This is a genomic window from Brachybacterium sp. GU-2, assembly GCF_030866705.2.
Classification (GTDB): domain Bacteria; phylum Actinomycetota; class Actinomycetes; order Actinomycetales; family Dermabacteraceae; genus Brachybacterium; species Brachybacterium conglomeratum.
Genome location: NZ_CP133037.2, coordinates 2,562,388 through 2,587,761 on the forward strand (window position 1 = coordinate 2,562,388; position 25,374 = coordinate 2,587,761).

A 25,374-nucleotide genomic window follows, 5' to 3' on the forward strand; every position below is an offset into this window, starting at 1 on the left:
GATGACCGCCCGCACCCTGACCACCGGCCTGGTCGGCGCCCTCGCCCCGACCTCGACCGGCAGCCGCCCGCTCGCCCCGCGCGCCGGAGCGACCGACGGGCCCGCCCGCGTCGTGATCGACCTGGACCTGCCCGGCGCCACGATCTCCCGCCACCTCTACGGCCACTTCGCCGAGCACCTGGGACGCTGCATCTACGGCGGCTTCTACGTGGGCGAGGACTCCGAGATCCCGAACGTGCGCGGCATCCGCACCGACGTGGTCGAGGCGCTGCGCGCCCTGCGGATCCCGAACCTGCGCTGGCCCGGCGGCTGCTTCGCCGACGACTACCACTGGCGCGACGGCATCGGCCCGCGCGAGGACCGCCCGCGGATGGTCAACTCCCACTGGGGCGACATCGTCGAGGACAACTCCTTCGGCACCCACGAGTTCATGGACCTCGTCGAGCTGCTCGGCACCGAGGCGTACGTCAACGGCAACGTCGGCTCCGGCACGGTGCGGGAGATGAGCGACTGGATCGAGTACCTCACCCGCGCCGACGACTCCCCGATGGCGGCGCTGCGGCGTGAGAACGGCCGCGACGAGCCGTGGCAGGTGCCGTTCTTGGGCATCGGCAACGAGGCCTGGGGCTGCGGCGGGAACATGCGCGGCGAGGACTACGCCGCGCTGGCTCGCCAGTACGCCACCTATGTGCGCGACCACGGCGACAACCAGGTCACCCGCATCGCCGCCGGCGCGAACGTGGACGACTACGCCTGGACCGAGGCGCTGATGCGCGCGATCGACGGCCTCGAGGGCCGTGACGGCCGGCCCGGTCCCTTCCAGGCGATCTCGCTGCACTACTACACGATGTCCGGGCCCTGGGAGGACAAGGGCAGCGCCACCGAGTTCAGCGACCAGGAGTGGTACCGCACCCTCTCCCGCGCCGTCCGCGCCGAGGAGCTGGTGGCCCGTCACGCCACCGTCATGGACCGCCACGACCCGCACAAGAAGGTCGGGCTGGTGTTCGACGAATGGGGCACCTGGTGGAACGTCGAGCCCGGCACGAACCCCGGCTTCCTGTACCAGCAGAACACCGTGCGAGACGCGCTCGTGGCGGGCATCCACTTCGACGGCTTCCACCGCCACGCGGACCGGCTGCTCATGGCGAACATCGCCCAGACCGTGAACGTGCTGCAGGCGATGATCCTCACCGACTCGGACTCCGGCGCGCTCGTGCTCACCCCGACGTACCACGTCTTCGCGATGAACGCCGGGCACCAGGACGCCGCCGCGCTCGACGCCCACCTGCTGCTTCCCGAGGAGGTGCAGGAGGTCGACGGCAGGCCGCTGCCGCTGGTCTCCGCCTCCGCCTCGCTGCGGGCCGACGAGGGGGCGGCGCTCGTCTCGCTGTCGAACCTCTCGGCCGACGAGCCTCGCACCCTCGTCCTGGACCTGCGCGGCCGCGAGGTCGTAGGCCATGAGGCGACCGTGCTGACCGGCGCGTCGACCGCCGCACACAACACCCCCGAGCGGCCTAAGGCGGTCGCCCCGGCGCCGCTGACGGACGTGCGCGAGCACGAGCGCGGGCTCGAGGTGACCCTGCCGCCGCACTCCTTCGCGACGGTGCGGCTTGACCTCGCCTGACCGCGGCGGCGACGAGCCCCGGCAAAGCGCGAGAGCGGAGAGGCACGGTGCGTCGGCCGGTGGTGCGGAGGAGCGCCGCGAGCGCCTCCGCATCCTGCTGGGTCTCGAACCCACCACGACGGAGGGACGCCTCGCCGAGGTACCGCCGGCCCCGTCGGACGGCGGCCCGGTCGAAGTGCAGCTGCTCGCCCCGTGCGGGGAGCCCGGCGTGGAGCCGGATGCCGATCCCGACGTGATCCCGGCCTTCCTCCTGCGCCCCGACCCGGAGCGCGACACCGGCGCCGGCGTCGTCCTGATCGCCGGCCACGGCCGCGGCATCGACGACCTCGTCGCGACCGACCCGGCCGACGAGTACCACGACGCCCTCGCCCTCAAGCTCGGCCGCGCCGGGCTGACGGTGCTGTGCCCGGAGATGGTCAGCTTCGGCCGTCGCCGCGTCCCGCCCCCGCCGGGCGGCGCCCCCTGGGCGCCCGAGGAGAAGACCTGCGAGATCGACGCCGCCCGTCATCTGCTGCGCGGCCGGCCGGTCATGGGCCGCCGCGTCGCCGACGCCCGCGCCGCCGTCCAGGCGCTGCGCGCCCTGCCGGGCGTGGACCCAGAGCGGGTCGCCGTCGCCGGCGGCTCCGGCGGAGGAGCGGTCGCGCTGCTGCTGGCCGCCGTCGACGAGACGGTCGCCGCGGCACTGGTCGCGACCTATTTCAGCAGCTTCGCCGCGAGCATCGCCTCGATCCGACACTGCCCCTGCAACATCGTCCCCGGCCTGCTGCCCGGGCTGGAGATGGCGGACATCGCCGCGCTCATCGCCCCCCGCGCGCTCGTGATCGAGGCGGGGGAGTGCGACCACATCTTCCCGATCGCAGCGACCCGCGAAGCCTTCGCACAGCTGGGACCGGTGTGGGAGGCGCACGACGCCGTCCCGCCCGAGCTCGTCGTCACTCCCAGTGGTCACGCCTTCCGCGCCGAGCGCTCCCTCGAGGCGCTGGTCGAGCAGCTGACGGGCTGACCTAAGGGCTGTCTGCGGGGCGACGAGGCGGACCGACGCCTTCCCCGTCGGCCGGCGCCGCCCTGTCAGCCGTCCCTGCCCGTCGGTCGGCGCCGCCCTCTAAGCCCCCGTCGCCCTCTCGGCCCGCGCCGCCCTGTCGGCTGAGACCACCCTGTCTGCCCCGTCGCCCCCTCGGCCCGCTCCATCGGCCTGCCCCGTCGGCCCCCGCTGTCAGAGTGACAAGATCGAGTGTTTGCGCCCAGGGGTGGGGGAGATGTCCTCTTCTGCCGTACGGTGAACCGTGTGCTGATCGCTGCACCCCGCGAGGGGACGCGCGCGGCGCCCGAGACCTCAGTCCCTGTCCCTTCGACGATTGTGAATCCCTTATGCAGGTAGCTGCCCGCAACAAGCTGTCCGCTCCTCCTCGCCTGGCCAAGAACGGCCTGCGCATCACCCCGCTCGGCGGCCTCGGCGAGGTCGGCCGCAACATGACCGTGTTCGAGCACCACGGGAAGCTGCTCATCGTCGACATCGGCGTGCTCTTCCCGGAGGACCATCAGCCCGGCATCGACGTGATCCTGCCGGACTTCGCCTCGATCCGCGACCGCCTCGACGACATCGTCGGCATCGTGCTCACCCACGGCCATGAGGACCACATCGGCGGCGTCCCGTACCTCCTCAAGGAGCGGGCCGACATCCCGCTGTACGGCTCGGAGCTGACCCTCGCCTTCATCACCGCGAAGCTCAAGGAGCATCGCATCACCCCGAAGACCATGCAGGTCAAGGCCGGGGACCGCCAGAAGGCTGGGCCCTTCGACCTCGAGTTCGTCGCGGTGAACCACTCCATCCCGGACTCCCTGGCGGTGTTCATCCGGACCTCCGCCGGCTCCGTGCTGCACACCGGCGACTTCAAGATGGACCAGTTCCCGCTGGACGGTCGCATCACCGACCTGCGCGCCTTCGCGCGCCTCGGCGAGGAGGGCGTGGACGTGTTCCTCACCGACTCGACCAACGCCGAGGTCCCCGGCTTCACGATGAGCGAGCGGGACCTCACTCCCGCGATCGACCGGGTCTTCGCGACCTCGCCGCGGCGCGTGATCGTCTCGAGCTTCGCCAGCCACGTCCACCGCATCCAGCAGGTGCTCGACGCCGCCCACGCCAACGGCCGCAAGGTCGCCTTCGTGGGCCGCTCGATGGTGCGCAACATGAAGATCGCGCGCGAGCTCGGCTACCTCTCCATCCCCAAGGGCCTGGTCGTCGACTTCCGCAAGATCCAGTCGATGCCCGATCACAAGATCACCCTGATCTGCACCGGCTCCCAGGGCGAGCCGATGGCGGCGCTGGCGCGCATGGCCAACGGCGACCACCAGATCCAGGTGGGCGAGGGCGACACCGTGCTGATGGCCTCCTCGCTGATCCCCGGCAACGAGAACGCGATCTACGGGATCATCAACAAGCTCATCGACCTCGGCGCGAACATCGTCCACAAGGGCAACGCGAAGGTGCACGTCTCCGGCCACGCAAGCGCCGGCGAGCTCGTGTACTGCTACAACATCGTGGGGCCGAAGAACGTGCTGCCGGTGCACGGCGAGTCCAAGCACCTGCACGCCAACGCCGACCTCGCCCGGAAGACCGGTGTGCCCGAGGACCGCGTGGTCGTCGGCTTCGACGGCGTGGTCGTGGACCTCGTGGACGGGAAGATCAAGGTCGCCGGCAAGGTCGACGCAGGCCTCGTCTACGTGGACGGCCAGACCATCGGCACCGCCACCGAGGACACCCTCGCCGAGCGCCGCATGCTCGCCGGCGGCGGCGTGGTCACGGTGGTCGCGCTGATCGACCCCAAGACCCACAAGCCGGTCGAGCCGGTCGAGTTCCTCACCAAGGGCTTCGTGCACGACAAGAAGACCTTCGAGGGCGCCGCCGCGCAGGTCGAGAAGGCGCTCGCGCAGTCGAAGGCTGACAAGATCGACGACATCGCCGAGATCGAGCAGATCGTGGTCGACACCGTCACCAATCACCTGCGCCGCACCTACCGCCGCGAGCCCGCGGTGATGGCCGTGGTCATCGACTCCTGAGTCCCGGCGCGGCCGACGTCCGTCGTCGGCCCCGCACGACGGCCCCTCCGGCCCGCGTCACAGCGGTGCGGGAGGGGCCGTCGGCTCAGTCGATCCAGATCTGGCAGATGTTGCTGCGCGTGAAGGTGGCGACTCGATCGACATGGAGGAGCCCATCGAGGGCCACTGGATCGTTGTCGAGCACCCCGGTGATGTGCACGCGAGCCGTGCGTCGGCCACCTCAACGCGACAGGTTGCGTTACGGCGGGTTGAGTGAACCCGCTTCACGTGCCCGTACTTGTCCGCCGCCCTGGACCCGCCGCTGAACAGCTTGCGCCCACCGAGTCTCGTCGTGTGCGACTCTACGGCGGTGCCGGCCGACGGGGCGGGGTGGGCGGAGGGACGGGTGATGACAGCGACGAACACGGCTCTGAAGGTGGGGCGATGACGGCCGTCGGCGGATCCGGCGCCGGCGACGAGCCGAGCCTTGCGGGCGGGCGCGCCCCGCTGCAGCTGCTGGTCGGCGGGGCGAGCAGGGAGGAGCTGCGCACCCGGCTCTCTAAGCTCTGCATCCAGCTGAACGACGGCGCGCGCACGCTTCTCGAGGATTCGTGCTTCGACACCCGCGCACCGGAGACGCTCGAGGTCGTGCAGCGCAGCCTCCACCAGCTCGGCCTCGCCTCGGGCGGCACCCTCCCGCAGATCACCGCTGCGGCACGGGCGCAGGGTCTCGCCCCGCTGCCGCCGGACGCCGGCCCTTACCTCCGCCTCGCCATCACGGACCAGGGGCAGGCCCCGGACTCGATCCTCTCCGCCGGGAGGGCACCGACCGGCGCCGTGCACGTCCACTCCGCACCTCTCCGCGCGGACCACGACTACCCCAAGGGCTTCTACCTGCGTGTCGTCGACGGCGTCACCTGGCTGCGGGGCTTCCGCTGCGACGACGAGTACGTGTGGCCGGCCGACGCCGTCCTCGCCCTGCGGGCCCCCGAGGGGTGAGGGGCCGCTGCGGCGCCTGAGCGCACCGCTCCACCACGTCGTCCAACCCCGTGCACGAAGTGTCCCAGATCAACCCCCGGCCTCACATCTGCACGCCAGCATCGACAAGGTCATGACCAACGACACCTGGGCTTCGAGGGTGTTCTTCTCCCAGTCGCCCGGAGCGCTGGGACTCCCCGGCCGAGGAATTCCGCACTGCTCTCGGACCCCTGCCTGAGATCCTCGAGCTGCTCACCGCCGCCGTGGGCACGTGGATCCGGCCCATGCACCAGACCCTCGACCATGCCGCGAACCGGCGCCTGCACGCCGGACGTCTGTCGCCGGTCTCCGAGATCCTCGCCGACCACGACCTGCGGCTCGGGCTGGAGTACATCGGGCCGAAGGCCTTCTGGTCCACCGAGCGTGACCCTTTCGTCCACGACATCACCGACGCCCGCGCCCTCATCGCCGAGACCGACGCGAGCAACATCGGCCTGTTCCTCGACAGCCGCCGAGCCGACGTGCGCGTCGGCACTCCGGTACGGGCCCTCCGGCCCGCCTCGTGGGGGCGCGAAAGGGCTGTTCGAGTCAACATGTGGTCAGCTCGTCCGATATCGCGCACGACGGGTCGACGGGTCCAGCCCTGTGCAACGTCCAGAAGCGGCGCGAGAAGCGCCGCGGATCGGAGGCCCCGACACGTGCGACAGTCACGCTCACGTCGTCGGCGGGGGAGCGGTGCTCTGCCGCGGCACCAGCACCATTGGTAGGCGGGCCGGGGAGCCGGCCTCTTCGTGCGGCTCTCCTTCTATGAGGCGGATCAGCAGATCGACTGCGATAGAGGCCTTTGCGGGGATGTCCTGGCTGACCGATGTGAGCTGAGGGCGCATCCACCGGCTGATGGCCGTGTCGTCGAAGCCCACGACCGACATCTGCCCGGGCACGTCCACGCTGCGATCGAGCAGCTCGCCGACGAGTTCCCCTGCGAGCGTGTCGCTCGCAGCGATCACTGCGGACGGACGGTTGGTTCCGGTAAGGAGCCGCTCAGCCACTCGTGCGGCGGCGCACGGTCCATGGTCAGCGGACACCACCTGGGTGATCTCAACGTGCGGGGCGGCGGCGACCGCTGATCGCAGTCCCGCTAATCGTCGAGCGACGACGCCGTCGGTCGAGCCGAGCGGCCCCGCAAAGGCCAGACGTCGATGGCCGAGCTCGATGAGGTGCTGACCGGCCGTCTTTCCTCCGTGGTGGTCATCGACCCCCACGACGTGCACCCGCGCCTGGCGCGAGTAATTGTCGAGGAAGACGAGCGGCCGCGCCTGGGTGCGCTCGAGCTCATTGATCTCGTCGGCCACCGAGCCGTAGACGATCAAACCGTCCGTCCGCCACGAGCCCACAGCCCTGGCTGTGGTGACGACATCCGCGCTGGAGGCGGTGATGAGGGAGAAGCCATGAGCGGTGGCCGCCCGCTCGACAGCCCCGAGCAGGATCGCGTCATGCGGATTCTCGAGCAAGTCGCGGCGCTCATCCGGGTGGTGGATGACCATGCCGATCATCCGTGATCGGTTGGCGGCAAGGGAGCGAGCCTGCGCGTCGGGGACGTACTCCAGGTCGGCGATGACCTGGCGGACCCGAGCGATCGTCGCGGCGGAAACTTTGTGGTGATGGCCGTTGATCACGTTCGAGACCGTCATTCGACTGACGCCGGCGACTGCCGCCACCTCGCGCAGACTGCTCATAGGTTCTCCCTGTTCGGCCCGGCCGACACACTGGTCGACGCATTGACCGGCGCCGGAGGGGGGCCTACCCTGACCCGAGTGGACCGGTAAACCCGCCGTGACCAGGCTGATGCTAAGCGCTCGACACGGATCAGGTCTATAGGTAGGCAGAGTCGCCTGCGCCCGCTCGCAACGAAGGAGCCCTTCATGAACGTCCGGCCCGGCCCCACCCCCCACTTCGCCTCACGTCGCATGGTCCTCGCCGGCCTCGGCGCCGCCACGCTGTTCCCCGTCCTTGCGGCCTGCGGTGCGGAGGAGCCCTCCGAGCAGGCGGCCGACGACGTCGCCGCCGCCGCGGAGGTCGAGCTCCCCACCTACGCCGAGCAGACTGCCGTGACTCCGGACATCCCCGGCCGGAACGGCTCCACCCCTGGGTATACGACCTATCCTGCCGACCTGCCGCAGACCGTCGAGGCGCCGCCAGGATCGGGCGGCACCTTCTCGCTGATGGTTCCGACCTGGAGCGCGGTTCAGTCCAGCCCCGACAATTCCTTCACCAAGGGGCTCGACGAGGCTCTGGGCGCGACGCTGACGTATCAGATGACTACAGGCAACGATTATCGCGACAAGCAGGCCGCTGTCTTCGCCTCTCCCGATGACGTCGCGGACTGGGTCTCCGTGTTCGGCTGGAACCCACCCCCGCGCTTCGCGCAGGCCGTCGAGTCCGTGTTCCAGGACCTCACGCCGTTCCTTGCCGGGGACAAGATCTCGCGCTGGCCGAACCTCGCCAACCTCCCGACCGCCGCGTGGGAGTTCGGGGTGTTCGGCGGCAAGCTCTACGGGATTCCTGTTCCGGGCGAGATCGTCACCGATGCGATCTTCTACCGCGCCGATATCCTCGACTCCCTCGGACTCCAGCCCCCGACCACGGCCGAGGAGTTCCTGCAGGTCTGCGAGGAGCTGACCGATCCCGGCGCCAATCGGTGGGCGGTCAACGACATGAACGTCGGAGCACCCAACCTGCTGTTCGGAGCCCCGCCGGACTGGAGGGATGACGACGGTGCGCTGATCTACCGCTGGGAGACCCAGGAGTACCGCGATGCGCTCGAGTTCCAGGTCCAGCTTTTCGAGAACGGTCTGGTCCACCCCGACGTAGCTGCCGATTCTGGCGACGCCAAGCAGCGCTTCGAATCCGGGCAGGTCGCCATCCATTACGACGGGATAGGCGCATGGGGCGAGTCCACGAAGCGAGTCCGAGCCTCGAACCCCGACTATCGGCAGGTCCCGATGAGCGGTCTGTCGGCCACAGGGTCCGATCCGATCCGGTACGCGGGTAACGCGGCGAACTTCTTCAGCTTTCTGAAGAAGGTCGACGACGAGGCCCGCATCGAAGAGCTGCTTCGTATCGCGAACTATCTGGCCGCCCCTTTCGGCACGAAGGAATGGGAGCGGGTCAACTTCGGTACGGAGGGTGTCCACTTCGAGCGTGGCGAGGGCGGGGTCCCGGTCGCCACTGACCAGCTCGCCGAGGAGCATCCGGGGGTGCTGTCCACGCTCGTCACCGGACCGGTCGCCAAATTCGACTTCACCGACCCGGACCATGTGCGTGAGTACTGCGAGTGGATGGCGGCGGAGACCGAGCACATGGTCGAGGGACCTTTCTACGGCCGGCAGATCCCCCGCCCCGTTGAGTATGCGGCGCTCGACCAGCCGATGTACGACCTCGAGAAGGACGTGGCGCGAGGACGTAAGTCGATGGACGACTTCGATCAGGCGGTCGAGACCTGGCGGAGCTCCGGAGGTGATCGTATGCGGGAGTACTACCAGGCCATCTACGACGAGCTCGGCGCATGACTGCCGACCAGGGGGCCACGGGCGCCCCCCGCTCAGTCCGAACTTCCCCGGTGGGGGCCGACGAGAACCCGCCGTCTCGAAGCGACACGGGCGCCCCGGTCGAGCGCCGCCGGATCCCCCTTGGTAAACGGCTGCGGCGTGACTGGCCGCTGCTGGCGATGGTCCTGCCCGCTGTGGCTTTGATGATCGTGTTCATGTACGTGCCGATGTTCGGCAACGTGATCGCGTGGCAGCACTACTCGCCGTACGTCGCGTTGTTCGAGAACCCCTGGGCGGGCTGGGAGAACTTCGCGCGCGTGTTCCGCACGCCCTCCTTCTGGGATGCGGTGGTCAACACCCTCACGATCACCACGTTCCAGCTGGTGTTCTTCTTCCCGGTGCCGATCGCCCTGGCACTGTTGCTCAACTCGGTGCTGACTCCGTGGATCCGTACCACCATCCAGTCGATCGTCTACCTGCCCCACTTCTTCTCCTGGGTGCTCGTCGTGACGATCTTCCAGCAGATCCTCGGCGGCGCCGGCCTGCTGAACCGCATCCTGCGTGATGCCGGCATGGCGCCCATCGAGATCATGACCAACCCGGATACCTTCCTGCTCCTGGTCACGTCGCAGGCGGTGTGGAAGGACGCCGGCTGGGGCATGATCATCTTCCTCGCTGCCTTGAGCACCATCGACCCTGCACAGTACGAGGCTGCGGCCGTCGACGGCGCCGGCAAGTGGCGAAGGATGTGGTCGATCACCCTGCCCGCTATCAGGCCTACCATCATTCTGCTGCTGATCCTGCGCCTCGGCGATGCCCTCACCGTCGGCTTCGAGCAGCTGATCCTGCAGCGCGGCGCCGTGGGACAGGGCGCCGCAGAGGTTCTCGACACCTATGTCTATTATCAGGGCGTCATCGGTGGGGACTGGTCGTACGCGGCCGCAGCGGGCCTGATCAAGGGCGTCGTCTCGCTGATCCTGGTGCTCGGCGCCAACAAACTGGCCCACGTCTTCGGTGAGGCCGGCGTCTATCAGAGGGAGGCCCGATGAGCACGAGCGCACCTGGATCCGGCATCGCCGATCAGACCGTCCCCGCGACGCAGAGCGCCCTCGGGGCCCCCCGGCCGGAGGGCAGCAGGGGCTGGCTGGGCAGGCTCGGGGGACCTCTGCGCCGGGCGCATGGCAGCAATCAGCGGCCGGCCTGGGCGGAGAAGCCGACCGTCCTCGAGAAGACCGGGAAGGCGCTCGCACTGAGCCTGATCGTGCTCATCGTGCTGCTCCCGCTGTACACCGTGGTGCTGACGTCCCTCTCCTCGGACGCCACCATCACCGAGGCCGGGGGCATGGTGCTGGTTCCCGGCGAGCTCACCCTGTCCGCGTACTCAGCGATCCTCAGCGGAGGAGTGGTGACGCGCTCGATCCTGGTCAGCGTCGGCGTGACGGCAGCCGGCACCCTGTTGTCGACCGCCGTCTCGGTGCTGGCCGCCTATGGGCTCAGCCGGACCGACTCATTGCTGCACCGACCGATCCTGTTCCTGTTCCTCGTCACGATGTTCTTCTCGGCCGGCATGATCCCCACCTACCTGGTGGTCTCAGAGCTGGGCCTGATCGACACATATCTCTCGCTGATCCTGCCGGGCGCCGTCTCGGCGTTCAACATCCTCATCTTGAGAGCGTTCTTCATGGGCATCGACACCGGCATCCTCGAGGCCGCGCGGATAGACGGCGCCGGGGAGTTCCGAATCCTCGGCACCATCGTGCTGCCGATGTCCACTGCAGTGGTCGCGGTGGTGGCGCTGTTCTACGGCGTCGGGTACTGGAACGCCTTCTTCAACGCGATGCTCTACCTCCAGGACAGCGCCAAGTGGCCCCTGCAGATGGTGCTGCGATCCTACGTCCTCGAGGGCGTCGAGCTGCCGGGCTCGGAGCTCACCCCCGCCGGGGTCGCCGGCGCTCGACCGCCCGCCAGCCTTGCGCTGAAGATGGCGATCGTGGTGTTCGCTCTCGTGCCCATCCTGCTCGTGTACCCCTTCGTGCAGCGGCACTTCACCAAGGGGGTCATTTTCGGGGCGATCAAGGGATGAGCCCTGCCTGACCGAACGCCCCGGTCGTCGCCTCCCATCACCAGAATCTCGCTTGTGGAGCGCCCCGCAGGCAGCCCCCGTGTCGGATTCAGGGCTCTTCAGAGTTGTGTGTGGGGTGAGGCGTCGAGGCCGCCGGTGATGAGGAGCATTCGGAGGCGGTAGTGCTCGAAGTTGCGGAAGCCGCGGGCGATGCGGCGGCCGAGTTCGATGATCCCGTTGACGGCCTCTGTGCCGCCGTTGCTCGCGCCATCGGTGTCGAAGTAGGCCAGGAACGCCGTCCGCCAGCGGCGCAGGGTCTTCCCGAGCCTGGCGATCTCGGGGATCGGGCAGGATGGCAGCGCAGCGATCAGCCGCTCGGCGAGGCGGCGTCCCTGGGCGGGCGTGGGCTGGTGGAACACGCCTCGGAGGTCCTGGGCGCACTGGTAGGCGACCTCGACCGCGACGTGATCGGGATGGGCCGCGAATGCGCTGGCCAGGCGGGTCTGCTGGCGCGGCGTGAGGCGCTCCCGTCCAGCGCGGAGAACATGACGGATCCCGTAGAGGGGGTCGCCCTTGCGGCCTCGGTGGCCGAGAGTCTCCTGCTGGATCCGGCGGCGAACGTCATCGACTGCAGCCCCGGCGAGCTTCACGATGTGGAACGCATCCAGCACGCAGGTGGCGTCCTCGAGCTGGTCATCGATCGCGTTCTTGTATCCCTGGAACGGGTCCAGCGTCGCGATCTCGACCCGCTTGCGGAACTCGTCGCCGCGCTCGTCGAGCCAGTCTCGGTAGGCCTTGCCGGATCGGCCTGGGACGAGGTCGAGAAGTCTGGCGGTGGGGTGGGTGCCGCGAGTCAGATCGACCATCCCGGTGAGCTCCTTCGGTCCGCGCCGGCGCGGGTCCCGGTGGTGCCAGATGTGTTCGTCCACGCCCAGGACCTGCACGCCCTCGAACCGGGACGGGTCGTTCGCGGCCTTGATCAGGACTGGCCGGACCTGGGACCAGAGCGTGTTCCAGGTCGTGCCGAGCTGGCGGGCCAGGCCCTGGATCGTCGCTCCCTCGCGCCGGAGTTGTCCGATCGCCCAGCGGATCGCGCGCGTGCTCAGCAGGCCCCGCGGTGCACAGACCTCCGGGTTCTGCTCGGCGAAGGTCGTCACCGTGCAAACGCGCTCGAGGCAGATCCAGCGGCGCTTGCGCCACCGGATTCGCACCGGTCGGCCAGCCCATGGCGCGTCGATCATCTCGACCACCACTCGGCCGTGACCAGTCGCAATGACACCGCAACCAGGGCAACCGGTCACCGAGTCGCAGGACTCCACCTCGAGCGCCAGGCCACCTCGCCGGTCCTTCGTGACCGTGAGCAGATGGAGGCTGGGGAAGTCGAGTAGAAGATCGCATCGGTCGCAGCGGTCAAGCGCGTCAGGGCATACGCAACTATGGTTGGGCATTGTCGAGGTCCTTGAGATTAGCGGGGGTAGAAGTCCGCTCATCATCGAGGACCTCGACGTCTATCCCCAGCTACCCGACGCCACCGGCGCGCCCACACTCAACTCTGAAGAGCCGGATTCAGTCTCGTCAGTTGATGAGCAGGGGTTCCAGATATTATCGCTTGACCGTTTCGGTGGCGATACGCCAAGAATGAACGCCACCCCTGTGGAGGAAACCCATGCAGATCTCCATCCAGCTGTACAGTGTTCGCGATGCGCTCGCGACAGACTTTCAAGGAGCCTTGCAGCGCTTGGTCGACCTTGGATTTAGTTATGCAGAGCCATTCAATCTCCTCCAGTTCAGCGAGGACCTCGTTGAGGCGAGCGCCCCCGTGCCGATCACCTTCCCTAGCGCCCATCAGTCGTTTCTAGGTGACGGAGATTTCCAGGAAGTGCTCGAGGCGGCCCAGGCCGTCGGCGTGCAGTACCTTATCGACCCGTATTGGGAACGGGAGGATTGGACCGACGCCGGTAAGGTACGCGCTCTGTCCGCACGACTGAACGACCGAGCCGCGGCGGCCGCTGCTTACGGCATCCGCGTCGGATACCACAACCACCACTTCGAGATTGCTTCGCGCCTCGAGGGTCGCAGCGCCCTGGAACTTTTCGCCGCAGAGCTCGATCCGCAGGTCATCCTTGAAGTCGACAGCTACTGGGCTGCCGTGGCAGGAGTCGATGTCCCGGTGCTGCTGGACGCGCTGGGCAGCCGCGTCCAGCTGGTGCACCTCAAAGACGGCGACCTGTCCGCAGACCCCGGAAACCAGTTGCCCTTAGGTGCCGGAGCGATGCCGCTCGCGGGAACGCTGCAGGCCGCGGCAGGAGCAGCCTACGGCGTGATCGAATTCGACGACTACGCTGGAGACATATTCGAGGGTATTGATACTTCGCTCGCTCATCTTCGCCGGATCCTGTAAATCGTTCGCGCGCGTCTGGCCCGCAGCGCCCTGGGCTCCGTCCCGTGGTTCGGCGGTCGCGGGCGCGAAGGCAGTGGGTCGGGTGCAGGTCGCCTCGATGCTCGCCGGGGTGCGGTAGCCGAGAGCTTCATGGAGTCCGGACAGCCCCTCGGCGTGCGGCTCGGGGCGGGGAGCACCACCTCGCGGCGCGCCGTTGACGTCTCGTCGCCGTCGGCGCCGACGGCGACCTGTCGTAGCGTCGTGCGCGGCGCGGGGGCTGCCGCCAGGCGCCCGCTGAGGCCGGATTCGAGCCGTCGCCTCCTTCACTGGTACGAGACGAACCAGGGCCGGGGCTCGAGGGCGAAGGTCTCCTCCGGGGTGAACATCGGGGTGTCCTCGTCGTGGAAGTTCTTCCACGCCATGAAGATCCCGCCCGGCAGGTCCTGCTGGAGCGCGTTCCAGGTGGCGAGCTTGTCCTCGGGGGTGCCGTGCCCGTCGGCGTGCAGGGTGATCGCGAGCTCGGGGCGGGAGGTGTCCACGTCCTGACGGTCGGAGATCATCGAGAGGTTGAACTGGTGCAGGATCAGCACCTTCTGCGGCAGGCCGTGCTCCGCCGTGAGGTCCGCGAGCCAGGTGGAGACCTCGTTGATCTCCGCCGCGGTGACCGAGCCGATCTGCTCGAGATGCTTCTGCCCGGGCTCCAGCCGCCACTCGGCATCCAGTGCCAGTCCGACGTGCGGGGCGGTCAGCAGCTCCTCGTAGCGCTTCGCCTGGGTGAGGAAGTCGGTGGTGCCCGGCTGCAGGTCCAGCACCACGTACACCCCGGCCCCGCCCGCCGCATCGACCCACTCGCGCAGTCCCTCGACGCCCAGCTCGGAGGAGAAGTCGCCGTCGCCGCCCGGCTCCGAGGAGGCGATGGTCGTGATGATCTCGAGGGCGGGGACGGCCGGCTCCTCGGCGAGCCCGTCGTACTCGGCGACCATCTCCTGCACCCGCTCGAGGGTCTGCTCGAGGTCCTGCTCGCCGAGGATCCCGAGCGAGGGCACGGCGGGGGAGCCGTAGGCCGCGATCATGCGCCGGCCGGGGAAGGCGGTGACGCCGCCGCCGGGCAGCTCGGTCGTGGTCGCGGCCCGGCCCAGCGCCTCCACCAGCGACGAGGCGTCCCCGAAGGAGTCGCCGAGCGCGAGCACGCCCACCGAGGCGTCCTCTCCGGCCGCCTCCTTCGCCGCGGCGACGCTCTCGCCGCTGCGGCCGACGTCCCCGCCGGGCGTCTCGACGACGGATCCGCCCGCGGCGGTGACCACGGCGCTCGCAAGTGACTGTGCGGGCGAAGCCGCCTCCGGGTCGACCAGCAGCGTCACGGCGTCGGTCGCCTCCCCGGCGGAGACCTTCGGGAGGTCGGGGTTCTCGGCGGAGAGGTCGATCTCTATGATCTCCCGACCGTCCCCGAGATCGCCGGGATCGACGCCCGCCGGGACGACGAGCGTGGCCGCGCCGAGCCGGTCGATCTCATCGGCGACCGCCTGATCGATGCCCGCCAGCACCGGGGCGGGGAAGCCCTCGAGCGTCGGCAGCAGCGCCTCGAGCGAGGCCTCGTCGGCGAGGACGGCGACGTCCGAGGAGGTGAAGAGTGCCGCGCTCAGGGCGGCGGACGCCGCGGGGAGATCGTCGCCCGGCAGCACCGTGGTCTCGGGGGACTCGGTGCGCTCGACGGAGAGATCGCCCCCGGTGCAGGCCGCGAGGCCTCCCGCGAGCGCGAGCACCGTCGCGCCCGCGAACGTTCGCCGGGTGATGCTCGCCGGTCGTCGGTCTCGTGCTGTCACGGCGGTGACCTCCTCTGCGATGCGGGCGAATGCCGGCGATCGGTACGGGCCGAGCCCGGGCTGGTGCGGTCGCATGGTGCCCATGCTGTCAGAGCCGCGGAACGGCCGATGGCACGGAGAACCCCGGGTCGGATCTCTCCGGCTGGTCGTCGTTCCTCGCTGCGGACCCGATGCGGTCGGCACGCGCTTGCCCGACCGAGATGCTCCGTGGTCTAATCATTCGAGATGGAAAGCGGTTACCGCCGCAGGGGTTGCGAGTGCGGCCCAAGGACCTCGAAGGAGAGCAGCCACATGGCAGAACGCAGGATCGGCATCATCGTCAACGGCGCGACCGGGCGCATGGGCTACCGCCAGCACCTGGTCCGCTCCCTCCTCGCCATCCGCGACCAGGGCGGTGTCGAGCTCGAGGGCGGCGACCGGCTCATGCCGGACCTGCTGCTCGTCGGCCGCAACGAGGAGAAGCTGCGCACGATCGCCGAGCGCCACGGCCTGAAGAACTGGACCACCGACGTCGACGAGGCGCTCGCGAACCCGGACTACGAGGTCTACTTCGATGCGCTGGTGACGAACCTGCGAGTGGCGAACCTGAAGAAGGCGATCTCCGCCGGCAAGGCGATCTACACCGAGAAGCCCACCGCCGAGTCCTTCGAGGACGCGCTCGAGCTCGCCCGCCTGGCGAAGGAGGCCGGAGTCGTGAACGGCGTCGTCCACGACAAGCTCTACCTCCCCGGCCTGCTCAAGCTGCGCCGCCTGATCGACTCCGGCTTCTTCGGCGAGATCCTCTCCGTTCGCGGCGAGTTCGGCTACTGGGTCTACGAGGGCGACTGGCAGAGTGCCCAGCGGCCCTCCTGGAACTACCGCTCCGAGGACGGCGGCGGCATCGTCGCGGACATGTTCCCGCACTGGAACTACGTCATCGAGGAGCTCTTCGGCCGCATCGAGGACGTCTACGCCCAGACCGCCACGCACATCGGGACGCGCTGGGACGAGAGGGGTCAGGAGTACACCGCCACCGCCGACGACGCCGCCTACGGCGTCTTCCGCCTCGAGGGCGGCGCCGTCGTGCAGATGAACTCCAGCTGGGACGTGCGCGTCCACCGCGACGAGCTGGTCGAGTTCCAGGTCGACGGCACCGAGGGCTCCGCCGTCGTGGGCCTCCACGGCGCGCGCATCCAGCCGCGGGAGGCGACCCCGAAGCCCGTGTGGAACCCCGACGTCAAGGATCCCCACAACTACTACGACGACTGGATCGAGGTCCCGGACAACGCCGGGCCCGACGGCTTCGACAATGGCTTCAAGGTGCAGTGGGAGGACTTCCTGCGCCATGTGGCAGGCGCTGAGGAGGGTTCCGACTATCCGTACGACTTCCTCTCCGGCGCGCGCGGCGTGCGGCTGGCCGAGGTGGGCCTCGCCAGCTCCGCCGAGGGCCGCCGCATCTCCCTCACTCCGCTGACGGAGGTGTGAGCATGAGCGAGTCCCTGCAGCTCACCCTGCTCGACGAGGACGGGTCGCTGCGCCGCCTGGACGTGGACCCCGCCCCGGCGTTCGCTCCGCCCACCGCGCCGCTGCGCTCCCGCGTCGTCTATGCCGCGGTGCACGTGGTGCCGAAGGTCCACGGCGATAACACCCCCGGCGCCCCGGCGGACGTGGACTGGGACGCGACCCTCGCGTTCCGCCGCACCATGTGGTCCCGCGGCCTCGGCGTCGCCGACGCAATGGACACCGCCCAGCGCAACATGGGCCTGGACCCCGCGGCGACCCGCGAGCTCATCTCCCGCACGGCCGACGCCGCCCGCGCCGCGCTCGAGGACCCCGAGATCGCCGCGGTCTTCCCCGCCGGCGCCACGGTGAGCGACCTCGTCGTCGCCGGGGTGAACACCGACCAGCGCGAGGAGCGGGACCTGAGCCTCGACGAGATCGTCGAGGCCTACGTCGAGCAGCTCGGCGCGACCGAGCGGGCCGGCGCCGGGGCCGTGCTCATGGCCTCCCGCCACCTCGCCCGCACCGCGCGCTCCGCCCCGGACTACGAGGAGGTCTACCGCCGCGTGCTCGCCGAGGCCACCGCCCCGGTGGTCCTGCACTGGCTCGGCACCGTCTTCGACCCGCAGCTGGAGGGCTACTTCGGCAGCACGAGGAGCGCCGACGCAGCAGACACCATGATGCGCATCATCGAGCAGGACCCCGCGAAGATCCGCGGCGTGAAGATGAGCCTGCTGGACGACGCCGCCGAGATCGCCGTGCGCGAGCGCCTCCCGGAGGGTGTGCGCATGCTGACCGGGGACGACTTCCACTTCTCCCACCTCATCGTCGGCGACGGCACCGTGACGACCGGGGCCGACGAGCAGCAGGTCCGTGGGGAGTACTCCGACGCGCTGCTCGGCGCCTTCGCCGCGACCGCTCCCGCCGCCTCCGCCGCCGTGCAAGCACTGGACCGCGGCGACGTGGACGAGGCGCGGCGCATCCTGGACGCCGCCGAGCAGCTGGGGCGGCACGTCTTCTCCGCCCCGACCTACCACTACAAGACCGGAGTCGCGTTCCTGGCCTGGCTGAACGGCCACCAGCAGGCGTTCACGATGGTGGGCGGGATGCACTCCGCCCGCAGCCTCCCGCACCTCTCGCGCACCATCGAGCTCGCCGCCACCACCGGCAACCTCGAGGACCCGGCGCTCGCCGCCGAGCGCTGGCACGGGATGCTGCGGATGGCCGGCTACGAGATCCCGGCCGACGCGGCGACGCGCGACAGCGCCGCGCACGACGACCTGGCAGCCGCCCTGACAGGAGACCCCGTATGAGCACGCAGACCAGCACGTCACGGACCGGGACCGACGCCGCCGGCACCGTCCCCCGCCTGTCCCTGAACCGCTGGACCTTCCGCACCACGCCCGTGCAGGACTTCCTCGAGGCGACCGTCTCGCGCGGCATCGACGCCGTGGGCCTGTGGCGCCAGGACGTCCAGGAGGTGGGCCTGGACGCGCTGCGCTGCCGCGTGGACGACGCCGGACTGCGCGTCAGCTCCCTGTGCCGCGGCGGCTTCCTCACCGCCTCCGCCGAGGCCGACCGCGCCGCGGCGCTCGAGGACAACCGCCGCGCCATCGACGAGACCGCGGCGCTCGGCGCTCCCACGCTCGTCATGGTCGTCGGTGGCGTGGACCGCGCCGACAAGGACATCGTCGGCGCCCGAGCCCGGGTCACGGAGGCGATCGCCGAGCTCGCCCCCCACGCCGAGGAGCGCGGCGTGAGCCTCTCCCTCGAGCCGATGCACCCCATGTTCGCCGCCGACCGGGCGGTGCTCTCCACCATCGATCAGGCCCTCGACATCGCCGAGGCCTCCGGCAGCTCCGCCGTCGGCGTCGTCGTGGACACCTACCACGTGTGGTGGGACCCGTACCTCGAGCACGCCATCCAGCGCGCCGCGGCCTCGGACCGTCTGCTCGCCTACCAGGTGTGCGACTGGAACCTGCCGCTCGCCGCTGAGCCGCTGCACTCCCGCGGCTACATGGGCGACGGGTTCATCGACTTCCCCGCGATCACCCGAATGATCAAGTCCGCCGGCTACACCGGGGACATCGAGGTCGAGATCTTCAACGAGGACGTGTGGGCGACCCCCGCCGAGGAGTCCGCACGGATCATCGCCGAGCGGTACCAGGAGCTCGTGCTGCCGTACGCGTGACACGGCGGGCCACGGGCCCACCTCGACCTCCGCCTCCGGGCGCCGCCGCAGCCGCAGCCGGAGCCTCGCTGATCCTGAGGCGGTCTCGTGTCTCGCGGTCAGCGGTGTGCGATCCCCGTCGATTCGCGCAGCGCCACGTCCCCGCGCACCCGCACCTCGCGCACCGGGTCGGCCGCGCCCTCGGCCGATGGCTCCTCGTCGGAGCCGCTCGCGGCCTCCGCCTCATCCCCCGACCGGTGCGCGGGGGCGACGCCCTCGAGCGCCCACGCCGTCGCCTGTGCGGCCATCTCCGACAGCGGCAGCGCGATCGTGGTCAGCGAGGGATTCGCGTCCGCCGCGGCGGTGACCCCGCCGAAGCCGGCGACCGCGACCTGGCCGGGCACGTCCAGGCCGCGACGGCGCAGCTCGCCGAGCGCGCCGAGGGCCATCACGTCGGCCGGCGCGAACAGGCACAGCGGGCCCTGGTCGGAGCCGCCGGCTCCCTCGAGATGCTCCTGGACGCGGGCGGCGGCCTCGATCCCGCCGTCGCGGGTGAGATCCGCGGCGATGCTCAGCTCGGGCTCGATCCCCGCCTCCGTCAGCGCGGCGATGAAGCCGCTGGTCCGGGAGCCGGCCGACGGGATCCCGGGGATGCCCTCGACCACGGCGAAGCGTCGATGCCCCTCGACGACCAGGGCGGTGGCGAGCTCGTGGGAGTCCGCGGCGTCGTCGGAGATGATCGTGCGGCCCACGCCGAGAGACTGGCCCAGCCCCACGACCTTCCCGCCGTTGCGCTCGAAGCCCTGCAGCAGCGTGCTGATCGCGGTGTCGTCCTCGGTGCCGTAGCGGTGCGTGCCCACCAGCACGAGCGCGTCGACCTGCTGGGCGATCAGGGAGCGCAGCGCCCGCACCTCGGTGTCGATCCGGCGATCGGTCTGCGTGAGCAGCACCTGGGACTGCGAGGCGAACAGCTGCTGCTGGACCTCGCCGGCGATGGTCGCGAAGTACGGATCGGCGAGATCGTGCACGACCAGGCCGATCAGCCCCGAGCGGGAGCGGGCCAGGGCCTGGGCCTGGGCGTTGGGGACGTAGCCGAGGCGGTCCGCGGAGGCGCGCACCCGTTCGGCGACCTCCTTGCCGGGCACGCGGGCCGAGCCGTTGAGGACGCGGGAGGCGGTGGCGAGCGAGACGCCCGCATCCTGGGCGACGTCGCTGAGGCGCACGGCGGGCATCGGGGGCTCCTTCGTGGTGAGGCGGTCCTCCCGTCGGTGATCGTCCGGGCGGTGCGCACCGGAGCGGTCCGTCGGGGCCGACGGGTCCGACGGGAGGGCCCGACGGGGCTGCCGGGGTGGGTCGACGAGAGGGGTGGGAAACGCTGTCCCGGGAAGGTCAGCATAACGAGGCGATCACGGCCACGAGGCCGGCACGGCAGGTCGGGGAACGTGATCCCGGTCGGGATGCGGGTCAGGCCATGGAGTCCCGGCGGCTCCCGTCCACGGGATAGCGCGGCGGCTCCCCGGCGGAGAGGCGTCGCAGCTCCTCGAGCGCGGCCTCGCCCATGCGGTGCAGCTCGTTGCCCTGGGAGCCCGCGATGTGCGGGGTGAGCTGCGCGAGCTCCGCCTCCCACAGCGGGTCGTCGTCGGCGAGGTCGTCGTGCACGTCGAGGACCGCGCTGAGCCGGCCCGAGAGCACCTCGTCCCGCAGTGCGTCGATGTCCACCAGCGCGGGCCGGGCGGTGTTGAGGAAGGTGGTGCCCTCGCGCATCAGGCCGAGCAGTTCGCGAGTGACCATGCCCTTCGTCGCGGGCACGTCCGGGGCGTGCAGGCTCACCACGTCGCTGCGGGCGTAGAGCTCCTCCGGATCGACCTTCCTCGCACCGAGCTCCGCGATCTGCTCGGCGCTCGCGAAGGGGTCGGTGACCAGCACCTCGAGGTCGAAGCGGCGCAGGTGCTCGGCCACCAGCGTCCCGATCCGGGAGGCGCCGATCAGGCCGACGACCCCGCCGTGGTTCCCGATCCCGGGATCGGCGGCCGTGGCCGTGCCGACGGTGCGCTCGCGCTGGTAGCGTGCCTGCTGGGCGAGGGTCCGCTTCCCGGCGAGCAGGATCTGCGCGAGCGCGTACTCGGCGACCGGGACGGCGTTCGCCTCGGTTGCGGAGGTCACCACGATGTCGCCCCTGTCCCACACGGCGTCGGTGACGACGAAGCGGACGGTGCCGGCCGTGTGCACGATCGCGCGCAGGTGCGGCATCCGCGCGAGCGCCGCGGCGTCGACGGCGGGGGAGCCCCAGCCGGTGACCAGCACCTCCACCTCGGCGAGCTCCTCGTCCGGCGCGGCGGCGAGGTCCGGGACGGTGCGGGAGACGTCGATGCCGGTGATCTCCGCGAGCCGCTCCCGCTGGGCGGGGGAGAACATCCTGTCCTGCAGGTCCTCGGGCATCGCCAGCAGCGTCCTCATCGCGCGAGCTCCTCGCCGGCGGTGATCAGGGTGCGCAGGGTGTCCGCCTCGCGGGGCAGCAGCGCGGGGTCGTCGCCCGGCACGAACTCCAGCAGCGCATCGCGGTCCGCGCCGTTCGCGGCGAGGACCGCGAAGGCCGGCTCCCACAGGTCCGAGCGCTCGGCGAGCGGCAGGCGCTCGTGGTCCGGCCACCAGGAGAAGACGTGGATCGTGGAGGTGCGGGGCAGCGCCTGGCGCAGCGTGTCCAGCGCCGGCTCGACGGGCATGTCCTGATGCGGCTGCCAGTAGGTGAGCACGTTCGTGCGTCCCACCTCGTCCAGCAGGCGCAGGGCCGAGCCGATCTCGTCGGTGAGGGTGCCGCCGTGGAACTCGAGCCCGAGCTCCAGCCCGTGGGCGGCGACGCGGTCGGCGAGCTCCCGGATCCGGCCGACGGTGACGGCACGGTCCTCGGCGGAGGTCTCCGCCGAGCCGGTGCGGGTCGCCCACACCCGGATCCGCGGGGCACCGAGCGCGCGGGCCGCGGCGATCACCGCCCCGCCCGCGGCGTGCACCTCCTCGTCGGAGCCGACGAAGGTGAGGTACGAGCCGTAGGAGGTGACCGCGAGGCCCGCCTCCTCGGTGACGGTGCGGGCGTGGGTGGCCGCGTCGAGGTCGCCGGGCGGGACGTGTGCGTCCCCGGCCCACTCGATGCCCTCGAGTCCGGCGGAGGCGGCGTGGCGCACCACCTCCTCGACCGGCAGCGAGCGGAAGGTGACGGAGCACAGGCCCGGGCGGATCATGACGATCCCTCCGATCTCGACGAGGCGGGAAAGCGGTTGCGGTCAGGCTATCGCAGGTCCGCGAAGTGCCCGACGGGTCACCTGTGGGGTCCGGTCCGACGCGGCCGGAAGGCAGGCGCCCGACGGGTCGGAACCGAGGGGCCGGCCGCCCGGATCAGCCCTCGCGCTGCGCCCGCTCGGCCTCCTCCTGCCGCCAGACCTTCTCCTTGGCGATGTACTCGTTGTCCTCCGAGACGAGCTCCGCGATCTCCTCGTCGCCGTGGATCCGGCGCACTTCGAGCTTCATGCCGGGGCCGAGCGGGCAGCGCTCCGCCCACTGCCGGGCCTCATCGCGCGAGGCGACCTGGAGGATCCAGAACCCGTTGAACAGGGACTCCGTCGGCCCGTAGGGCTCCTCGGAGAGGGTGGGCGGGGTGGAGGAGAAGTCGAGCACGAAGTTCTCCTCCGCGCCCGCGTCGGTGAGTCCCTCGCCGCCGGCGAGCACTCCCGCGTCGTGCATCGCCTCGTTGTAGGCGCCCATCTGGTTGACGACCTCCTCGAAGTCCACCTCGGCGCTCGCGGCGAGCGCGGCATCGGTCGCTCGCATGATCAGCATGTACTTCATCGGGGCTCCTCCCGGTGGGGTTCGCGGCGATCCGCGGGCCGTCTGCGCTCAGCGTAGGGCCGCCTCGATCTGGGCACGCGGCGAATGGGCGGATCAGGTCAGCCGAAGCCCGTCGCCTCACCGCCAGGGAGACGCAGGCCGGCCCGGGGCCGTGACGGTCCCGGGCCGGTCGAGGTGCCGTGCCGGATCAGGTGCCGTGCCGGATCAGCGGCGGGGCAGCAGGTCGCCCATCGGCACGAAGTCGGTGAACTCGGGGTCCAGGCCGGGGCGTGCGGGAGCGGCGTCGGCCGACGCGTCCTCGACGGAATGCGTCTCGGCGGAGCCGTCGGCCGCAGAAGCCTTGCCCGCGGCGCCGGCGACCGGGAGCGCCGTCCCGCGACGGGCAAGCAGCATGGTGGCGAGCTCACCGGTCGCGCGACGCACCCGCGCTGCGAGCGGCTGCTCGTCGGCCTGGCCCTCGGTGTCCGCGCCGAAGTCCGCCGAGGCCGCGAACACGGAGGTCGGCACGAGATCCGCCTTCAGGTAGCCGAACATCGGGCGGACCGCGTAGTCGATCGCGAGGGAGTGGCGGGCGGTGCCGGCGGTCGCGCCGAGCAGCACCGGCTTGTCCTTCCACAGCTCGATGTCCAGCGCGTCGAAGAACGTCTTGAACAACCCGGCCGGTCCCGCGTTGAAGATCGGGGTGACCGCGATGACGGCGTCGGCCGCACGGACCTTCTCCCTCGCCGTCGAGAGGCGCTCGCTGGGGAAGCGGGTCAGCAGCGCATTGGTGAGGTCGTGCGCGTACTCCCGCAGCTCGACGGTGGTCACCTCGACCGCGGAGCCGTCGGCCCCGAGCGCGGCCGACGCCTCACGGGTCAGCTGGTCGGCGAGCATGCGCGTGGAGCTCGGAGTGGACAGCCCTGCGGACAGGGCGAGCAGGCGGAACGTGTCGGTCATGGGGAGTCTCTCTCGGGGAGCGCCGGGCGGCGGGGGGCATGGGGCGGAGCGTGGCGGGAGCTTTTGCGCCCGCGAGGACCGATGGCGGGCCGAGCATCGGTCCTCCGGGCAGCAAAAGCTGCGTGGACGGCGGACCGGGGTCGACCGCAGGGGTCGTCGGGCCCGGATGGCCGCGCCCGGTCAGCGTCGGGCGTCCTCGGCGCGCAGGCCGGTCCAGTTGTCGCCGGTCTCGAACTTGTAGCTGTCGTCGAAGGCGCCGTGCTCCGCCTCCGCGGCGGCGACCCGGCTGGCGTGGGTGGGCGCCTCGGGGGTGTCGGCGGGCTTGCGGGTCTCGAGCTCGCGGCGCAGCACGGGGACGACCTCGGTGCCCAGCAGCACGATCTGCTCCAGGACCGTCTTCTGCGGCAGCCCCGCGTGGTCCAGGAGGAACATCTGGCGCTGGTAGTCGCCGACGTGGTCTGCCATGGTCAGGTAGCGCTCCACGACCTGCTCGGGGGAGCCGACGGTCAGCGGGGTCTGCGCGGTGAAATCCTCCATCGAGGGGCCGCCGCCGTAGACGGGGGCGTTGTCGAAGTAGGGGCGGAACTCGTTCCACGCGTCCTGGGAGTTCTTGCGCATGAACGCCTGGCCGCCGAGGCCCACGTAGGCCTGGTGCGCCTTGCCGTGGCCGTAGTGCTCGTACCGCTCGCGGTACAGCTGCACCATCTGCTTGGTGTGGCTCATGGGCCAGAAGATGTTGTTGTGCAGGAAGCCGTCGCCGTAGTACGCGGCCTGCTCGGCGATCTGCGGGGAGCGGATCGAGCCGTGCCACACGAAGGGCGCGACGCCGTCCAGCGGGCGCGGGGTGGAGGTGAACTGCTGCAGCGGCGTGCGGAACTGGCCCTCCCAGTTCACGACGTCCTCGGTCCACAGTCGGCGCAGCAGGTCGTAGTTCTCGATCGCGATCTCGATGCCCTTGCGGATGTCCTGCCCGAACCAGGGGTAGACCGGGCCGGTGTTGCCGCGGCCCATCACCAGGTCCACGCGGCCGCCGGTGAGGTGCTGCAGCATCGCGTAGTCCTCGGCGATCTTCACCGGGTCGTTGGTGGTGATCAGTGTGGTCGCGGTGGAGAGGATGATCTTCTCGGTCTGCGCGCCGAGGTAGGCGAGGGTGGTGGTGGGGGAGGAGGTGACGAAGGGCGGGTTGTGGTGCTCGCCGATCGCGAAGACGTCCAGGCCCACCTGCTCGGCGAGCCTGCCCATCTCGATCATGTTCCTCAGGCGCTCGTTCTCGGTGGGCACCTTCCCGGTCATGGGATCGGGGGTGATGTCGGCGATGGTGAAGATTCCGAACTGCATGGCAGGCTCCTTGAGGTGCGTCGCGGGCATCCGAGAGGGCAGTGGCGAGGTTCCGCCCGGACCCGCCGAGAAGATGCTGCAAAGTTAAACTATCTCGGACGGGCTGGCAAGGACGGGGTGATCCCGGTCGCCTCGGAGCGGGCCCTGTGGACTCCGG

At 70.4% G+C, this 25,374-nt stretch carries 20 protein-coding genes; 11 read left to right on the forward strand and 9 right to left on the reverse strand.

The features are described 5' to 3' along the window. Nucleotide 1: 1 nt before the first annotated feature. From RBL05_RS11680 to RBL05_RS11695, 4 genes are all read left to right on the forward strand, one after another. Nucleotides 2-1,624: an alpha-N-arabinofuranosidase gene (locus RBL05_RS11680; protein ID WP_308739328.1), complete on the forward strand. Its 1,623-nt coding sequence runs from the start codon at nt 2-4 to the stop codon at nt 1,622-1,624. After that, nucleotides 1,611-2,627 carry a dienelactone hydrolase family protein gene (locus RBL05_RS11685; RefSeq protein ID WP_308739327.1) on the forward strand — a complete coding sequence of 339 codons (1,017 nt, stop codon included), beginning with the start codon at nt 1,611-1,613 and terminating at the stop codon, nt 2,625-2,627. The genes RBL05_RS11680 and RBL05_RS11685 overlap by 14 nt, the downstream gene beginning before the upstream one ends. Nucleotides 2,628-2,992: 365 nt before the next feature. Further along, the gene (locus RBL05_RS11690; RefSeq protein WP_318603651.1) at nt 2,993-4,681 is read left to right on the forward strand and encodes a ribonuclease J; all 1,689 of its coding nucleotides are present in this window, start codon (nt 2,993-2,995) and stop codon (nt 4,679-4,681) included. A 423-nt stretch (nt 4,682-5,104) separates the two neighbouring features. Next, nucleotides 5,105-5,659, forward strand: a complete 555-nt coding sequence (locus RBL05_RS11695; protein WP_308739325.1) for a hypothetical protein — start codon at nt 5,105-5,107, stop codon at nt 5,657-5,659. A gap of 692 nt (nt 5,660-6,351) precedes the next feature. On the opposite strand, the gene RBL05_RS11700 is transcribed toward RBL05_RS11695, so the two are convergent. Continuing rightward, nucleotides 6,352-7,374, reverse strand: a complete 1,023-nt coding sequence (locus RBL05_RS11700) for a LacI family DNA-binding transcriptional regulator (protein ID WP_318603652.1) — start codon at nt 7,372-7,374, stop codon at nt 6,352-6,354. Nucleotides 7,375-7,605: 231 nt separating this feature from the next. Here RBL05_RS11700 and RBL05_RS11705 point away from each other — a divergent pair, with 231 nt between their 5' ends. From RBL05_RS11705 to RBL05_RS11715, 3 genes are read left to right on the forward strand one after another with little or no spacing between them, the layout of a single operon-like run. Then, nucleotides 7,606-9,207, forward strand: coding sequence for an extracellular solute-binding protein (locus RBL05_RS11705; protein ID WP_308739323.1), 1,602 nt, complete (start codon nt 7,606-7,608; stop codon nt 9,205-9,207). Beyond that, nucleotides 9,204-10,235, forward strand: a complete 1,032-nt coding sequence (locus RBL05_RS11710; protein ID WP_308739322.1) for an ABC transporter permease — start codon at nt 9,204-9,206, stop codon at nt 10,233-10,235. The genes RBL05_RS11705 and RBL05_RS11710 overlap by 4 nt, the downstream gene beginning before the upstream one ends. Then, a complete protein-coding gene (locus RBL05_RS11715) occupies nt 10,232-11,269 on the forward strand; it encodes a carbohydrate ABC transporter permease (protein ID WP_308739321.1) in 1,038 nt (345 codons plus the stop codon). Before RBL05_RS11710 ends, RBL05_RS11715 begins: the two co-directional genes overlap by 4 nt. A 98-nt stretch (nt 11,270-11,367) precedes the next feature. Here the strand turns inward: RBL05_RS11715 and RBL05_RS11720 are convergent, their stop codons facing one another. Beyond that, on the reverse strand, nt 11,368-12,696 hold the full coding sequence (locus RBL05_RS11720) for an ISL3 family transposase (protein ID WP_308739320.1): 1,329 nt from the start codon (nt 12,694-12,696) through the stop codon (nt 11,368-11,370). A 218-nt stretch (nt 12,697-12,914) separates the two neighbouring features. Here RBL05_RS11720 and RBL05_RS11725 point away from each other — a divergent pair, with 218 nt between their 5' ends. Continuing rightward, nucleotides 12,915-13,649 carry a sugar phosphate isomerase/epimerase family protein gene (locus RBL05_RS11725; RefSeq protein WP_308739319.1) on the forward strand — a complete coding sequence of 245 codons (735 nt, stop codon included), beginning with the start codon at nt 12,915-12,917 and terminating at the stop codon, nt 13,647-13,649. A gap of 302 nt (nt 13,650-13,951) precedes the next feature. Here the strand turns inward: RBL05_RS11725 and RBL05_RS11730 are convergent, their stop codons facing one another. After that, nucleotides 13,952-15,451 carry a hypothetical protein gene (locus tag RBL05_RS11730; protein ID WP_308739318.1) on the reverse strand — a complete coding sequence of 500 codons (1,500 nt, stop codon included), beginning with the start codon at nt 15,449-15,451 and terminating at the stop codon, nt 13,952-13,954. Between the two features lie 291 nt (nt 15,452-15,742). Here RBL05_RS11730 and RBL05_RS11735 point away from each other — a divergent pair, with 291 nt between their 5' ends. From RBL05_RS11735 to RBL05_RS11745, 3 genes are read left to right on the forward strand one after another with little or no spacing between them, the layout of a single operon-like run. Then, on the forward strand, nt 15,743-16,915 hold the full coding sequence (locus RBL05_RS11735; protein ID WP_308739317.1) for a Gfo/Idh/MocA family protein: 1,173 nt from the start codon (nt 15,743-15,745) through the stop codon (nt 16,913-16,915). A 2-nt stretch (nt 16,916-16,917) separates the two neighbouring features. After that, nucleotides 16,918-18,243, forward strand: coding sequence for a DUF993 family protein (locus tag RBL05_RS11740; RefSeq protein ID WP_318603653.1), 1,326 nt, complete (start codon nt 16,918-16,920; stop codon nt 18,241-18,243). Beyond that, the gene (locus tag RBL05_RS11745; protein WP_308739316.1) at nt 18,240-19,121 is read left to right on the forward strand and encodes a sugar phosphate isomerase/epimerase family protein; all 882 of its coding nucleotides are present in this window, start codon (nt 18,240-18,242) and stop codon (nt 19,119-19,121) included. The genes RBL05_RS11740 and RBL05_RS11745 overlap by 4 nt, the downstream gene beginning before the upstream one ends. A gap of 98 nt (nt 19,122-19,219) precedes the next feature. On the opposite strand, the gene RBL05_RS11750 is transcribed toward RBL05_RS11745, so the two are convergent. The 6 genes from RBL05_RS11750 to RBL05_RS11775 all read right to left on the reverse strand — a co-directional run bounded on the left by RBL05_RS11750 (nt 19,220) and on the right by RBL05_RS11775 (nt 25,217). After that, complete coding sequence (locus RBL05_RS11750; protein WP_308739315.1) at nt 19,220-20,332, reverse strand: LacI family DNA-binding transcriptional regulator; 1,113 nt, start codon at nt 20,330-20,332, stop codon at nt 19,220-19,222. A gap of 232 nt (nt 20,333-20,564) precedes the next feature. Next, nucleotides 20,565-21,557 carry a hydroxyacid dehydrogenase gene (locus tag RBL05_RS11755; RefSeq protein ID WP_308739314.1) on the reverse strand — a complete coding sequence of 331 codons (993 nt, stop codon included), beginning with the start codon at nt 21,555-21,557 and terminating at the stop codon, nt 20,565-20,567. Beyond that, nucleotides 21,554-22,336, reverse strand: a complete 783-nt coding sequence (locus tag RBL05_RS11760; RefSeq protein WP_308739313.1) for a sugar phosphate isomerase/epimerase family protein — start codon at nt 22,334-22,336, stop codon at nt 21,554-21,556. Before RBL05_RS11760 ends, RBL05_RS11755 begins: the two co-directional genes overlap by 4 nt. Nucleotides 22,337-22,490: 154 nt before the next feature. Next, entirely contained in the window at nt 22,491-22,940 is a 450-nt protein-coding gene (locus RBL05_RS11765; protein ID WP_308739312.1) for a YciI family protein, read from the reverse strand. 204 nt (nt 22,941-23,144) lie between these two features. Further along, the gene (locus tag RBL05_RS11770) at nt 23,145-23,879 is read right to left on the reverse strand and encodes a CE1759 family FMN reductase (protein ID WP_308739311.1); all 735 of its coding nucleotides are present in this window, start codon (nt 23,877-23,879) and stop codon (nt 23,145-23,147) included. 180 nt (nt 23,880-24,059) lie between these two features. Further along, the gene (locus RBL05_RS11775) at nt 24,060-25,217 is read right to left on the reverse strand and encodes an LLM class flavin-dependent oxidoreductase (RefSeq protein WP_308739310.1); all 1,158 of its coding nucleotides are present in this window, start codon (nt 25,215-25,217) and stop codon (nt 24,060-24,062) included. Nucleotides 25,218-25,374 lie beyond the last annotated feature (157 nt).